The sequence below is a fragment of the Rhodococcus sp. BH4 genome (assembly GCF_002079265.1).
GTDB classification, from domain to species: domain Bacteria; phylum Actinomycetota; class Actinomycetes; order Mycobacteriales; family Mycobacteriaceae; genus Rhodococcus_F; species Rhodococcus_F qingshengii.
Genome location: NZ_CP014942.1, coordinates 459,705 through 474,105, shown reverse-complemented (window position 1 = coordinate 474,105; position 14,401 = coordinate 459,705). Strand labels below are relative to the sequence as shown.

General features: G+C 61.6%; 14 protein-coding genes and 1 pseudogene. 9 read left to right on the top strand and 6 right to left on the bottom strand.

Translation table 11 applies throughout. From position 1 onward, the window contains the following. Positions 1-63 precede the first annotated feature (63 nt). Together A0W34_RS31575 and A0W34_RS31570 are read right to left on the bottom strand one after the other, a co-directional pair. Entirely contained in the window at positions 64-1,098 is a 1,035-nt protein-coding gene (locus tag A0W34_RS31575; RefSeq protein ID WP_081559427.1) for an ABC transporter substrate-binding protein, read from the bottom strand. A gap of 283 nt (positions 1,099-1,381) precedes the next feature. Beyond that, on the bottom strand, positions 1,382-2,707 hold the full coding sequence (locus A0W34_RS31570) for an FAD-dependent oxidoreductase (protein WP_198035747.1): 1,326 nt from the start codon (positions 2,705-2,707) through the stop codon (positions 1,382-1,384). 204 nt (positions 2,708-2,911) lie between these two features. Here A0W34_RS31570 and A0W34_RS31565 point away from each other — a divergent pair, with 204 nt between their 5' ends. Beyond that, a complete protein-coding gene (locus A0W34_RS31565; RefSeq protein WP_081559423.1) occupies positions 2,912-3,946 on the top strand; it encodes an ABC transporter substrate-binding protein in 1,035 nt (344 codons plus the stop codon). 88 nt (positions 3,947-4,034) lie between these two features. Beyond that, complete coding sequence (locus A0W34_RS31560) at positions 4,035-4,823, top strand: SDR family NAD(P)-dependent oxidoreductase (protein ID WP_081559421.1); 789 nt, start codon at positions 4,035-4,037, stop codon at positions 4,821-4,823. A gap of 74 nt (positions 4,824-4,897) precedes the next feature. Here A0W34_RS31560 and A0W34_RS31555 read toward each other — a convergent pair whose 3' ends face one another. Further along, complete coding sequence (locus A0W34_RS31555; protein WP_198035746.1) at positions 4,898-6,460, bottom strand: MFS transporter; 1,563 nt, start codon at positions 6,458-6,460, stop codon at positions 4,898-4,900. Between the two features lie 173 nt (positions 6,461-6,633). Here A0W34_RS31555 and A0W34_RS31550 point away from each other — a divergent pair, with 173 nt between their 5' ends. Further along, positions 6,634-7,644 (top strand): NADP-dependent oxidoreductase, encoded by a 1,011-nt coding sequence (locus A0W34_RS31550; protein WP_232330104.1) that lies wholly within the window; start codon positions 6,634-6,636, stop codon positions 7,642-7,644. An 844-nt stretch (positions 7,645-8,488) separates the two neighbouring features. Here A0W34_RS31550 and A0W34_RS31545 read toward each other — a convergent pair. Next, on the bottom strand, positions 8,489-9,316 hold the full coding sequence (locus A0W34_RS31545) for a MerR family transcriptional regulator (protein WP_081559415.1): 828 nt from the start codon (positions 9,314-9,316) through the stop codon (positions 8,489-8,491). Between the two features lie 190 nt (positions 9,317-9,506). On the opposite strand from A0W34_RS31545, the gene A0W34_RS31540 reads away from it, so the two are divergent. Continuing rightward, complete coding sequence (locus A0W34_RS31540; protein ID WP_081559413.1) at positions 9,507-9,851, top strand: nuclear transport factor 2 family protein; 345 nt, start codon at positions 9,507-9,509, stop codon at positions 9,849-9,851. Further along, positions 9,848-10,689: pseudogene (locus A0W34_RS31535) on the top strand (SDR family NAD(P)-dependent oxidoreductase). Before A0W34_RS31540 ends, A0W34_RS31535 begins: the two are co-directional and overlap by 4 nt. A gap of 278 nt (positions 10,690-10,967) precedes the next feature. Here A0W34_RS31535 and A0W34_RS33710 read toward each other — a convergent pair. Beyond that, the gene (locus A0W34_RS33710; protein ID WP_269750132.1) at positions 10,968-11,102 is read right to left on the bottom strand and encodes a hypothetical protein; all 135 of its coding nucleotides are present in this window, start codon (positions 11,100-11,102) and stop codon (positions 10,968-10,970) included. 240 nt (positions 11,103-11,342) lie between these two features. Beyond that, positions 11,343-11,795: a hypothetical protein gene (locus A0W34_RS32970; protein ID WP_156888988.1), complete on the bottom strand. Its 453-nt coding sequence runs from the start codon at positions 11,793-11,795 to the stop codon at positions 11,343-11,345. A 357-nt stretch (positions 11,796-12,152) separates the two neighbouring features. Between A0W34_RS32970 and A0W34_RS31525 the strand changes: the two genes are divergently transcribed. The 4 genes from A0W34_RS31525 (at position 12,153) to A0W34_RS32965 (ending at position 14,375) form a co-directional block, all read left to right on the top strand. Continuing rightward, positions 12,153-13,169 carry a hypothetical protein gene (locus A0W34_RS31525; protein WP_081559409.1) on the top strand — a complete coding sequence of 339 codons (1,017 nt, stop codon included), beginning with the start codon at positions 12,153-12,155 and terminating at the stop codon, positions 13,167-13,169. 45 nt (positions 13,170-13,214) lie between these two features. Then, on the top strand, positions 13,215-13,610 hold the full coding sequence (locus tag A0W34_RS31520) for a hypothetical protein (protein WP_081559407.1): 396 nt from the start codon (positions 13,215-13,217) through the stop codon (positions 13,608-13,610). Positions 13,611-13,685: 75 nt separating this feature from the next. Continuing rightward, entirely contained in the window at positions 13,686-14,180 is a 495-nt protein-coding gene (locus A0W34_RS31515; RefSeq protein WP_081559405.1) for a hypothetical protein, read from the top strand. A 27-nt stretch (positions 14,181-14,207) separates the two neighbouring features. Beyond that, complete coding sequence (locus A0W34_RS32965) at positions 14,208-14,375, top strand: hypothetical protein (protein ID WP_156888987.1); 168 nt, start codon at positions 14,208-14,210, stop codon at positions 14,373-14,375. The last annotated feature ends 26 nt before the right edge of the window (positions 14,376-14,401 follow it).

Genomic DNA, 14,401 nt, shown 5'->3' with positions numbered 1-14,401 from the left:
GGTTCAAGGTCAGCCTTCCACTTGTTGATCGGCGCTTATGTTCTGCGGAGCCATGTTTCGGTGTTACTGGAAGAGCTTTTGCCACTGCTGGGAGTACTGCTCGACCTTTTCCGGTGTCAAGTCTTCGGGATTGGGCAGCGCGATGTCCTGAGCCCGGGCGACAGCCCCAGGGATATTCGGGAGTGCAGCAGCGTATCCGTCGTTGAGGGCGGTCTGACCTGCGACAGTTACCAGGAAGTTGGCCAACACCTGGGCGGCGTTCGGATGCGGCGCCGTGTTCAAAACGTGGGAGTACCACGGGGTTCCCCACGGCTGCTGCGGCAGCACCCAGTCGACAGGCGCGCCTGAGTTCATTTCGGTCACCAGCGGCTGCACCGAGGGGCTGACGACGATCTCGCCGGACGTCAGGGCCTGGGCCACACCGAGCGCGCTCGGGTAGATGCGGGGTTGCAGCTCCGCAAGCTTGTTCCAGTAGTCCTCCCCGTATGTGTTCGCGAAGTGCCGGTACATGTCAACGTACGAAGCGATCCCCACAGGGTTGACGATGCCGATCTTGCCGCGGTAGGCCGGATTGAGGATGTCCTGCGGCGTCTTCAGTCCGTTCGGTACCGCATCGGTATTCCAGCCGAGCGCAAAGACGGCCGCGCTGGTGAGGAAGAACCGGTTGTCGAGCACGCTCGCCGCTGGATCGAATTCGGAGGCTTCGAGTGCGGGCCCGACCAATTCGGCGGAATAGGTACCGGACTTGGCGGCGTTCTGGATCCACGCCGAGTCGGTGAGCATGTGGACGTCGGCGGTACCCTTACCGATCTTGTGTTCGGTCTCGACCCGGGGATTGATATCCGGATCGGTACCGCGAACGTATTCCAATTCGATTTGCGGGTACTCAGCGTGGAATGCGACCTTGAGCGCATCGAGGTTGGCCGGCTTCTGGCTCGAATAGAGCATCACCTTGCCCTCTTCGTTCGCTGCGGCGACCACATCTTCCCAGCTGCCGTCGACGGCAGCAGACGCGGGTTCACTACTGCCACATCCCGAGATGCCGACCATGGCTGCGGCGGCGCTCAACGCCACCAGGGTGCGGACGAATGACTTCATGGCTTCCTTTCGGGCATGCCGTCGGACGTCGATGTATCGACATGTCGTGGGCACTCCAGTGAGAGATGTTCTCGCGTCGGCATTTCTGAAGCTGACCCTGCGCGGTGTGTCATCGCGCCTGGTCTCGGGCGGAGGCTGCCGAATCGAGAGCCACCCGCTTAAACTGAACTGATGTCAGTTCGAAGGTAGTGCCCGTAGCTTGTGATGTCAATCACGAAGTTCACGGACGTCGAAATTGCTTCGAAGAAACCGGGCGACGGCTCGACACCGTCAACGGAACGAGTCAGCCGACGGCAGCGGAGGCTGCGGACAGACCGAACACCAGAGCCGAGGCGAGGCCACCGGCGTACGCCCGGTTCCACAATCCGCCGGTGTCGGAGCCGGCCGCAAACAGTCCGGGGATGGGCAGTCCGGCGGCGTCCAGAACTCGGGCTTGCGTGTCGATCCGAATCCCGTGAAACGGGAAGGTGACCGCGGGAACCGTTTCGATCACGTAGTAGGGCCCCTCGAGTAAGGGAGCGCGATCGAGTTTACGGCCTGGAACCAGTTCTGCACCCTGGGAGGCCGCCTCGTTGAACTTCCTGATCGCCGCAGCGATCGCCGCTCCGTCGTATCCCCATTCCTCCGGCAAATACTCGAGTTCCTCGAGGTCCTCGGCGAGGCCGACCCTGCCGCCACGCCTGCTGGCAAGTTCGAATTTGTCAACGGCCACAGCACCTTCGACATACGACGCGACCATCCAGTCGCGGTGCACGCGCGCGTCGGCAATCAGCAGGCCTCGGCCCTGCGGCTGTTCGAGAAGAGCCATCGTGGTGAGGTGATCCCCGAGCGTTTCGTCGACGAACCGTTCGTTGTCAAGACTGAAGAGAAGAGCATGCTCGCTGTAGTACAGCGACATGTCGACGAAGTCCGCGGGATCGGCAAGTTCCACACCGCTCGGAATCAGATGCCCGTAGAAGCCTGCATCCTCGACCCCGGTCGACGCGCCGACCTCGACCGCAAGGCGGTAACCTTCGCCGCAACTGTAGGGATTCGAGCGCAAAGCCATCCGGCCCGCGTCCGGGTGGACGTACTGAGCGAGCAACTCCTTGTTGCCTTGGAATCCGCCGGTTGCCAGGAGGATCTGGCCGGCCCGAATCTCGCGCGCAGGCTCGGCATCCGTACGCACCACTGCGCCGCGGACGGCACCGTCCTCGAACAGGAGCCCTTCGGTCGCGGTATTGAACACGACCGATCCACCGGCGTCGAGCACGATTCGCTTGCAGGTGTCGACATAGTGATTGGTGTCGAATCTGTGCCCGCGGCCGAAGCTAAGAATGGGCTGCGCCGGGTCGACATCAATGCCAATCGAGCGGATCCACTCGACCCCGCCATCGAAGCTGTCGACGAGGTGGCGCTTGAGAGATTCGTCGCCCCTCGGATTCTGTTGGGCCATGACGTCGTGATTCGGTGCAGTCCAGGCGTATCCAGCGAATCGCGCCGAACCTCCGACATCGGAGCTGATCTCGATCAGACACACTCGCCTGCCTGCTGCGGAAGCTTTTGCCCCAGCAGTCAATCCGGCCATTCCAACCCCGATTACCAGCAGATCGTATTCATTGCCACTCAAATTCACTCCAATTGTCCGGCGCCGGTGAGCGCCTCCCGTTCAAATTGAACTGACCTCAATTTGATTACAGTAGAAGCGCAGCGAGGAGTGAGTCAATCGATGTCACTGCCGACATGACGGTTGCACTGTGGGCTGAGTCACTCTAATATGAACTGAATTAGGTTTGATTCTGCGTCGGCAGGTACCAGAAACGGAGCAGTTCGCATGATCCCTCAGGTTTTCAGAACAACCGTGGCACTCGCCGCGGTGGCGCTCGCGTTGACGGCGTGTAGCAACGCTCCCGCTGCCCCGTCAGAGCCGGTTTCAGGTTCGTGGGACGACGTCGTTGCTGCGGCCAATGACGAGGGAAAGGTCACGATTTACTCGACCCAGGCGGCGCCCCGACTCGCAGCCCTGGAAACTGCCTTCGAAAAGGCCTACCCCGCAATCGATCTCGAGATAGTCCGCGGAGTCGATTCGGATCTGCTTTCCAAGATCGATGCCGAAAGCAAGTCCGGCAAGGGAATCGGAGACCTCGCGGTGATCACCGACGTGTCGTGGATGAATACTGTCAAGGATACAGGCAAGGCGACCAAGCCGATCGGCCCGAGTTTCGACAACCCGGACTATCGCCGGGATACAAGCATCGTCTCGGACAAGTACTTCCTCGAAGGGGCAGTGATCCTGGGATTCGGCTGGAACACCGACCAGCTGCCCGGCGGTGTCTCTTCCCCGGCAGATCTTCTCGCTCCTGCGCTCAAGGGCAAGGTCGGAATCGTCAGTCCGTCAACGTCACCGACATACCTGGACTTCTACTCCCACATCGAGAAATACTACGGCGGCAGGGAGTATCTGGAGAAGCTTGCCGACCAGAACCCACGCATCTATCCGAGCAATCAGCCGCTCGCTCAGGCACTCGCTTCCGGTGAGATCGCCGCCGGCTTGATGGCCGATCCGATGTTGGCATCCAAGGAGTCCGGGGCACCGGTTGAATGGTCTGCCGGAGAACATATCTGGGGAGCGCGTTGGTACGGCCTGACTCTCGGCTCGTCACCGCATCCCAATGCCGCGCAGGTATTGGCCGACTTCATGGTCACCCGACCCGGCCAGGAGGCCACGTCGGTCGGTTACAGCTCGGTGTTGCCCGACATCGAAGGTTCGATCGCGAATGCTCAAGAGGTTCCCGATCAGAACACCGAGGTGACCACGGGTGACGGCGCCGCGCGTTACCGCGACGACCTCCAAGCCCTGTTCAACTGAACTGCTTGACAACCGTTCCACGTGCACGTGTTCTACTCGTAATACCCGCGGTCGCCAAGCGGATCGACGGGACTGAAAGGTGTATTCGATGTCTGATCGGCAGTTCGAGGGCCAGGTCGCAGTGGTAACCGGAGCAGGTTCCGGAATCGGCGCTGCCACAGCGCGTCTACTCGCTGACCGGGGCGCCGTGGCGGTGTATCTGTGCGACGTCAACGAAGCCGCGGTAACCGAGGTAGCAGCGTCTGTGGTCGGTGGCCAGGCCATCGGTTTGGATGTCGGCAATTCGGCGCAGGTGGCCCAGGCTTTCACGAGAGTGATCGCCGAGCAGGGGCGGGTTGACATCGTCGTCCATGCCGCCGGCGTCGACGACCCGAAGAGTAAACAGCGCATCTACGAGGCAGCTGAGCGTAGTGAACCGGTTGACGTTCTCACTCGCCTCGAAGACGAAGATTGGCGACGCGTCATGTCGATCAACCTCGACGGTACGTTCTTCATACTCCGCGAAGCAGTCCGGGCGATGAAACCAGCCCGCAGCGGCGCCATCGTGACGGTCGGCTCGTCCTCGGCGTTCGACACGCTTGTCGGCTACCCACACTACTCAGCTTCGAAGGCCGGAGTTCATGCGGTAAGCCAGGCTGTAGCTAAAGAGGTTGCACCCTTTGGCATCCGGGTTAACACGATCGCTCCGGGACCGGTCGACACAGGGATGGCCAGTCGCACTCCGGCCAACCTTCGCGCTGCGATGACACAGGACGGATTCCGCGGTTACGCAACCGCCGAGGAATTGGCAGATAACATCCTGTACCTGGCGTCGCCGGGTGCCGCCAACGTCGTCGGGGCCGTACTACTGAGCAACGGTGGTAGATTCACCGTCTGATCGGGGTCAGTTCCGTAGTAATGCCCGGTTTTGCACGTCTTCCGAAGACGTGCAAAACCGGGCATCGTGCTTTGTCAAAATAGCTTCGGCTCGACGAGTACTCGGGTTTGCGGCGCTAAGACAAGATATTTGGCCAATTTCGTCCGCACCCGGTTCTCCGGAACGGTCAGTCGCTCGGTCTCCTGAGCGAGGTACTCAGACCAATCACGGAACGTGCAGTGTTCAACGTAGATGTCGGGCTCGTTTGCCGATCGCGACACGCTCCAGCGCAGTGCACCAAGACGCCGCCGGGAGAGTTTGAGTTCGTGCACGTTGTCGAGAAACTCTTCCGTACGGCCAGGGAGCACGTGATAGGTGGTCTCGACGATCACGCGCAGACCGGAGTATTCGGCATTAGGGGCCAAGGGATCCGGTGCCCCGGTCAGTTCGGGGGCAATCGCCTCACTCGGCATGATCCCGCGGCGAAGTGTCTCGAACACCGAGACGAACATCAACAGTGCGGCCAGTAGCACGGCGGGAACGAGGCCGAGCGAGTCGGCAAGGACGCCCCATAACAGGGCGCCGATCGCCTGGCTCCCCTGAAACATCAACATGACGAAGGCGATAAGACGCGCCTTGATCCATCGGGGAACCACGGCATGAGCGGCGATCATCCAGGTGCTCTGAACCCCGACCCACGCGGCGCCAACCACCACAAGAACGGCAAACATCGCGCTGACCCACGGGATCACGACCAAACCGACCAGAGCGAGCGCATATGCACCCGAGCCTAGCGCCACGAAGTGATTCCAACTCATCCGCGCGCGCAGCGGCATCAGCAGGATCGTACCGAGCACGGCGCCGATCCCGATTGCGCCAGAGAGGATTCCGAACCCGAACGTGCTCACCTGCAACCGATCATGCGCGACCATCGGCAGAAGCCCCCACAGACAACTCGCCGGGATCCCGAACATGGTCAGTCGCAGCAGCAATCGCCTGGTCCAGCGGGAATGGCGAATGAAGCGCACGCTTCCTGCCACCGCCTGGCCTATCGAATTGTGCACTTCGACCCGCCCGGTCGATGCGGGTACCGTCCGCGCCGCGACGAAGACGCAGACGGCGAACAGAGCGGCAGTCAAGGCGAAAGCCGAAGTCGATCCCCAGCCGGCGAGAACGGCACCACCGATAACCGGCCCGATCGCGCGCGCACCATTGAAGACGGCACCGTCGATCGCAGGAACCACCGCCATCATCTCGCGGCTGACTATGTTGGGCAGCAACGCCTGCCAGACGATAGCGACGGACGCCAGACCTGCGCCGCCGACGAAGACCGCAAGCATCAAAATCGGAGTTTTCGCCAAACCCAACTGCTGCAGTACCGCCAGCACGATCGTCGACCCAGTCAACACCATTGCGGTACCGACAAGCAGTAGACGATGGCTGACGAACTCGGCCATCGCGCCGATCGGCAACGCCAACACGAAGAACGGCAAGCTGGCGGCGAACTGAACCATCGATACCGTCGTCGCAGACTCCCCGGCTTCGGTGAACGTCCACTGCACCGCAAGTACCAGAATCCATACCCCGACGCTTACGCACAGTTGGAAGCCAAGCATCATGCGGAGTCGCCCGATGCGCAGTGGCGCAAAGATGCTCACTGACCGACCGCAATCCATGATGCCCCTCTCGATCAACGAACAATAACCTAAACTTAATTCAGTTAGGCGAAATTCGTGCTAGTTTCGGCATCGTCATCGAACTGGCATCACCCGGACTGCGGTAGTTCCCATCTGCGCGAAAGGCCTCTGTCATCACCATTCACAATCGAGTTGTGTGTCTCTCCTCGCGCCCGGCTGGCCGTCTGGTGCCGGACAATCTCGCGATCGTCCATGCCGAAGTGCCCCCGTTGGCGCCAGGCGAGGTTTTGATCCGAAACACGTGGCTGTCAATCGACCCGTCGATCCGACTGCGACTCAATGCAGCAACAACACCGGGATACCTACCACCGCTGACCCCCGGAGATCCATTGGTCGGTCTGGCGCTCGGTACCGTCATCGAATCGCGAAGTCCAGAATTCGCTGCCGGTGAGCTGGTCTCGCACATGTTCGGCTACCGCGACTATGCAGTGGTCACCGCAGGCGGTGAAACTCTCGGTGGTGCCGGCGGATTGACGAGGATCGACCCAGGCGAGTTCGCCCCGGAATGGTACCTAGGTCCGTTGGGCAGTGCAGGGCTGACCGCTTACGTAGGGCTTTTCGAGATCCTCGAGCTCAAACCCGAAGACGTGCTGTGGGTTTCGGCAGCGGCTGGCGCCGTCGGGAGTATTGCGGTGCAATTGGCAACTTTGCGAGGCAACACGGTTGTCGCCTCGGCGGGAGGCCCGGAAAAAGTCGAGTACCTCAGGAATACGCTCGGGGCTTCGCACGCGATCGACTATCGCGCCGACGACCTGAAAAAGCAACTGACCGAGTTCGTCCCCGACGGTATCGACGCCTACTTCGACAACGTCGGCGGAGATCACCTGGGGGCGGCCCTGGATCACCTACGGCCAGGGGGACGCGTCGCAATGTGTGGCGCCGTCTCGACCTACGACACCGACTCCCCCGTACCCGGGCCTGCCAATCTCTTTCAAGTCACCGCAAAGAGCCTGCAAATAAGGGGTTTTCGCGCAGGAACCTATGACGAGCTCTACACTGACTTCCGTTCGGAAGTCGGCGGACACCTCAACGCGAGAAGGCTGACCTGCCAGGAGACGGTATTCGAGGGGCTCGAACAAGCCCCCGCCGCGCTCGTCGGAATGCTCAACGGCCATAACATCGGAAAGACCCTGTGCCGACTGTAAGACCAGCCCGGCGCGCCCAGATCGCTACGAAGACCGCCCGTGACGATCATGCCCCTGTGAACAGATACGCGCCGAGACATCAAGGACATTCGCGACTTTCTCGGGTCAGGAAGCTTGGAATGACTGAGCAAAGGGCGCACGTCGGCGTCACGGCCCTTTCACGATCAACCGAGGTAAATCGACGGATTATAGAACTTGGTCGCGTCCTCGCCCTCGGAGCGAAGCGGAGTTCTCTTCGGAGGACACCGCAGGTGGCCACGTCGCCGGACAGGCGGATGCAGTGGCAGATCCGACCGACCGGGTTGAGTGACAGGCATTTACTCACCTGGAACTGAAGGCGGCAAGCGGTCCATTTCGACGCCCACGCTTAAGGGCGGCATCCTCGACGCACATTCACGACAAACATATTTCGTTACATCACAACGTATTTCATCGACCGAATACGTAACATTCATTACCAGGTGCAATCATTTGTGTTGCAAATTATCTCATCCACTATCACGTGGTGATCAGTGTCAATCGCCCCCGTCGATTGGCCGATCCTCAGTGGTCGGCTTTGCAGCACGTCGTCTGCTGCGATTGTTTAGGCGAATGCCGGCCAGGTGGCCGTGCGTTGATGTGCGGTCTCGACGAGTCGGGACGACTCGTTCGGCGTTCGGCGTCGGTGGCGACCCGAGGATGGTTTTGACGATGGCTGCGACCACTGCGGCGGCGAGGTCTAGGCGTGCTGCTGTCACCGAGACGATGATCGCCGGGGCCCTGACACCGGCTCTCGACCATGGCGCCGCTTGGAGGCTACGGGCTCCGCCCCCCGGGGGGGGGCTATTTCGGCCACGGGCTGTTGTCATGGTGACGGTGGGGTGGTGTTGAAGATCGGCCAGCAGATTTCTGTTGCGGTGAACATTGTGGGAGCTGAGGGCGTGCCGCCGAAGTAGTGTTCGCGGATTGGCCCCTGTCGGCTGATTAGTTGCTCGTTGACGTATGTGCCCAGGGCCGCGTAACTGCGGTCGATGCCTTCGTGTCCGCCGGAGTGGGTGAGCACCGCGAACTCAGCCTGAGGTAAGACCTCGGCACGGACGCCTTCCGGAGGTTCGATGGAGTGCAGCGCGGGGACAAAGAGAGTTGCTTTACCGCGCGATTCGAGGAAGAGCGCTCGCTCGTAGAGACCACCGGGCACCACTGCGGACGGTGCGCCTGCTACCGCGGCAACTGCGTCCAGCAAAGTCTTTAGCGTCGCCGCGAACCAGGTGTCGATCTCGGAAGCCTCGAGGATAGCGCCGATTGACCACACGGCGAGCGCAGCTTCATGGCGCACCGCCACGAAGGCGGGGGTCTGCACTGGAGACAGCAACTCGCGCAGCGCGCTCACGGTGTCGCGGGTCTGTTGCAGCCGCACTTCCATCTGTTCGAGATGAGTCATGATGATCTCGGTGCGAGTTTCGGCGTCGTTGGTGCTCAGCAGCGCTTTGATGTCGGGAATGGAAAGGCCCAGCGATCGGAACCGTCGGATGATGTGTGCATGATCGACCTGGCTGGTGTCGTAGAAGCGGTAGCCCGTGCGGGAATCGATATGGGCTGGTTCGAGAATGCCGATGTCGTGGTAATGCCGGAGCGCTTTCCTGCTCAGGCTGGTCATCACTGCGAAGTCACCGATCGAGACCTGTGCACTCATGGCATCCTCCTCTGCGCGCTGGCGGGTTGTAGGGGCATCCTGCAGTCTCCCCCTAGAGCAAGGTCAACACTGCAGGGCAAGTCCGAGAGGTCCCGTTCGAGACCGAACCGATCCCGCTTGCAGCCAGGCATCGATGCGAGATCGCACCCTGGGTTGACATTCCCCTTACGGGAAGTTCCATCGTGGGGTCATGACAACAGCATGGGATGGACTCCCGAACACAGTAAAGACGTTTATGACCGCCCTCAACGACCGAGAGGACGCTCGAGCGCTGGCCACCTTCACCGCCGATGCGGTCGTAACCGACGACGGCCGCAGCTACACAGGCCGCGACGAGATCGGAGCCTGGCTAGCCGCCTCTGCGAGCGGCAGTGAGTACACCTATACATCCGAATTCACCGGCGCCACCACGACCGCCACCACTGTCGATGTCGGGCAGCACCTGGACGGCAACTTCCCCGGCGGGGTCGCCGACCTGCACTACCGCTTCACCTTGGACGGCGCGCTGATCAGCCAGTTGGTGATCGAGCCGTGACGCGACGATGGTTCATCACAGGAGGCACGCGCCCGGCGGTCTCGGGGTCGCGTTTGCCGAGGCCGCACTGGAGACGGGAGACCGCGTAGTGCTCACCTCCCGGCGTCCCCACGAGTTGGCGGCGTGGGCCGAGCAGTACGGTGACCGCGTTCTGGTCGTCTCGCTCGATGTCACTAATACCGCGCAGGTACAGCGCGCGGTCGGTGCGGCCGAAGAGCAGTTCGGCGGGATCGACGTGCTGGTCAACAGCGCCGGCCGCGGCTGGTTCGGATCGATCGAGGGCATGAACGAGACCTCGATGCGGGCAATGTTCGAGCTGAACTTCTTCGCCATGCTGTCGGTGACACGCGCGATACTGCCCGGGATGCGCGCCCGCGGCGACGGGTGGATCGTCAACGTGTCCTCGGTCGCCGGGCTCGTGGCGGCACCCGGATTCGGCTACTACAGCGCGACGAAGTTCGCCGTCGAAGCCGTCACTGAGACGCTACGCGATGAGGTCGGCGCACAGGGCATCTCCGTACTGGCAGTCCAGCCAGGAGCGACCCGCACCAACGCCTACGCCGGCTTCGCTCACGAACCAGTGTCAGAGCCGATCCCGGAATACCACGAGATGCTCAAGCAGGTCCGCGCAACATTCGTGGGCGTGGACGGTGCGCAACCCGGCGATCCGCGCCGCGGTGCCCGTGCAGTGATCGCGGCGATGGCTCAGGACCCGCCACCCCGACGACTGGTCCTAGGCAACGGCGGTTTTGACGCCGTGACCGACACACTGGAGGGGGCACTGGCGGACATCCGCGCCAACGAAACTCTCTCACGTTCAACAGATTTCCCCAACTAGGCAGCTCTCGAAACGAGACACACCGGAAGTCGGCTGGCATGACGCCGTGCATGTTCGGTCGATCAGAACGCCCGACACCTACCAACAGCGAACCCCAGCGTTCTAGATTCCTGGAACACTGGGGTTCGTTGCAAACGTGGAGACTCAGAGGACTCCTCAACACCTGCCGCCTGCGCTCCCGCCAGAACTTCAATTGCGCCGCGCGGCGCCATAGACGTAGGACGGAGCGTGAATGTGGCGAAATACCGTTGTTCAGCCGCCGCCCGCCGCTTCGTGTATCAGAGCAGAAATCCACGTTCTGCATCCGCCGCAACTCTCGCCATCACCCGCGGCGCCCATCTGTCATGGCCGAGCAGACTCCACGTGGGATCACGGTTGTCGAGCGGCGTCGCAGCCAGCTGCACACGACGCATAAACCCGCCAATAATCGGAAACGACAACACGATCCACCTCCACGAGCCACCTCCACGAGTCATCGTCGGAGTCGATACCGAGACGGCCCATGACGCCACTGGAGATCACCGACAGGTCACCGTCCCCTCCCGCCAGAGCCTGGGCACCAATGTTGAGAACAGCCGTCCACAACTGCACTGGAGACTTGGGTCCACCCGGCGACCACTTCAGGCCTGATCTCGCCCGCTGCGGCTTCTCCATCACCGGTGCCACCGACTGCGCCACACCGTCCCGCCGCTACGACTCGCCGGCAACGGACGCGAACGCACATCTCGACGCATCTCCCGGCAACCGCCAACGACCTTCACCTCACCGACAGGTTGAGTCGCGAGCAGACACTGCAACAACGACCCCACATCGCTGGTCTTGCGCACATCCGACATCACAGCGCCTGGAACTTCGCCCACTGAACGAAGCCAACCGCAATCTCCGCCACCACCACTTGATCCGCAATCGGAGAATCCTCCGCCGCCGTCGAAACCACCCTGGCCGTACACATATCCACTGGTTCCACCCCAGGCGGCGCTCGACGTGTGCCGGCGGCCAGCACTACGGGTTCGCCGACCTGGCGCGGGACGAGGCGCAACGCGTGTCAAACGCACAATCGCCCAGATGCTCACTGCAGCGACAATGATGATGACTGCGATGGCCATTGCTCGCCTCCCTCAACTACTGCGGCATCACGTGCGCTGAGCGAGCTGCGGACGCTGGTTCTGCGTTGCCGTCGACCTGGGCCGGAGTTTGTTTCTGACTTATGTCCCTTCCCACAAAGCCACCCCTTTCGGTTGCTGAATGTTAACACCGTGTCGTTAACTGCAGTGAATAGAACCAGACGTAACACCTATGTAGATCGACGATCGTCCCCAGGTCGTCAGAAGGAGCTGGACCCGATGACGCAGGACCACCAAACCGTAGTGGGGAACAACTCTGCCGAACCGTGTGCCTTACTGTGGCCACCGCAATGGGGTACGGAGAATCCTAACCTGCTGGCCCGGTTCTGGGTGCCTGCCATGGTGTTCATCTCCGGTGCGCTCTTCATCGGATTGGGGGTGGCGACCGGGGCTGGACCGGTTTCGCTTGTCGGTGTGTGGATTGTTCTGCTTGCGGTCCCGATGGTGATGACCCCGCGGAGGCGGCCCGCGTCCGCGGTGTCCGAGAACGTACGGCGGGTGTGGGTTTCCCCCTCGACGGGACAGGTATCCGATTCCGGCCGACCCGACGTCGACTCCGTCGCCGGGATCGTTGTTCCCATGATCGAAAGTATTACCGCTCAGACGTATCTGGTTTTGGGTCGGATGTTCTTGGTTCCGGCGTTTCTCCTTGCCGGGGCATTCTGGACGATGTCTGGCTTCGGCGGGTCGTTTCTCGGGCCGTTCTACCTGGTATTAGCTGTGATCTCAGTGGTGCTACTCCTGCCGAAAGCTGTTCGCGCCCTGTGTGGTTTCGCACTTCGGTCGAACAACCCACTGTTGGCGTTGACCGAAGACGGACTGTGGGTCGACAACGCGTCCGTGCGCATGTTCTACCCCTGGGACCACATCGATGCAGTGTTCCCGGAGAAGACGCGTGGCTACTTGTCCGCCAGCATCAAGCCGCGGCCCGGCACAACATCGCGCATGATCAAATCCCGCCGCTGGTCGCTGGGGCAGTTCGTCGACAAACGCGACGTCCTGGCGATACCGGTAGCCGTGTACGACATCGACCAGGTATTGCTGCTCGCGGTGATCTCACGCGCGGTCAACTGGCCGCAGACGCGCAGCCAGCTCGGTTCCGGGTACACCATCACAGACCTCGGAAATCCCTTGGTCCGCAACGTCACCGTGATTGACGCGGGAGCCGGGTTCATCGGCACCTCTGATCGCGGAGACTTCGCGCTGGTACAGGGTTCGCGCGCCGCAGCCGTACTCGACGAGGTACTCAGGCACCCGACACCTGTCGATCTGGTGCTCGACGAGCGCCGCGAAGTGATCGACATACGTGTGGGCGGAGCACCTTTCAACACTGGCCGCTCCACCACTCAACGCTGAAACGATCAGCTCCCGCATATCAGGCAGGGGAAGGCAGGAGATGACATGACGAAGCAGCTGTACACCGGTGTAGCGGTCGCGGCGATGGTGTTCGTTGCGGGCGTCGTGTTGACTGGGTTCGCTCTGAACGCGTGGACGGTCGTGTCGGGAATCTTCGCTATCTGTGCGGGTTTCATCGCTTGGATCTACGTCCGAGGTGATGTCGAGAGGACCGACCGCAGTGGTGAATTCAGGTTGTCGAAGGAACAGCGAAAGACCGTGAAGAGGATCAACGCTAAAATCAAAGCTCAGGCGGCGATCCCGCCCGAGCAAAGAAAAATGAACCTAGCTCCACGGTTCTCGGAGAACTTCGGGCCCATCGAAGGCGACGACGGCGAATGGTACTTCCCGAAATCCCCCCACCTCCCCGGCGATCCACCTCCACCCACGACGAAGAAATAGCCATGTCCCACAACGAGTATCCGATGGCTGGGCACCGCAACGAGGCGACACCGCGGCCGGAGGCCCGGCGGCGCCATGAGTGACACCAGCAATCCGGGATGGGTTACCCGCACTGCTTTCGCGGCGGTCGCGCTCACCGGTGCGTACGGATTCCTGGAAGAAACAACCACCCGGACGACCATCGCAGCCGCAGTACTAATTGGGGTTGCGGCCTTTCACCTCATTGCGGCGTTCAAGCTCCTACGACAGGCCGCCAAGGCGCGGACTGCAGCCGTCGCACCCGCAGTCGACGTGGGTTCCACAGTTACGGTCTCTGCCGCAACGCCGCTGGTGAGTGAACGAGCCGCCGCACAAACCCGAGAGGAGGCCCTCGCCGAAATCGATCGAGGCGACTGGGCATCCGCAAAAGCCGGGTTGCGGTGGTTCATCGAGAACGCGACCGGAGAACAAGACTGGCCCATTCTCACCGAGGGACTGCGCTTCCCGACCAATCTCGCCCCGAGGGAAATCGCAGCGGAGGCGTTGATCAAGCGCTACGGCACCGAAGGTGTCTACGAATGCCTGCGCTAAAGCAACGCGTACTGGCACATCCAGTCCGTGTTCGAAGAGCTGTACCTCGTCGAGGACATTCCGATACGCACCATGCTGCTCGAGATCAGTACTACCGCGAAGTACAACGATCAGAAGGCGCACGCGGACGAACTGTTGGACACGCACAACCTGTCAGCCGACGGGCAGGGCGTCCTGAAGGAAACTACACAGTGAGCCGCGGAGGGCACCCGAGGGAATCC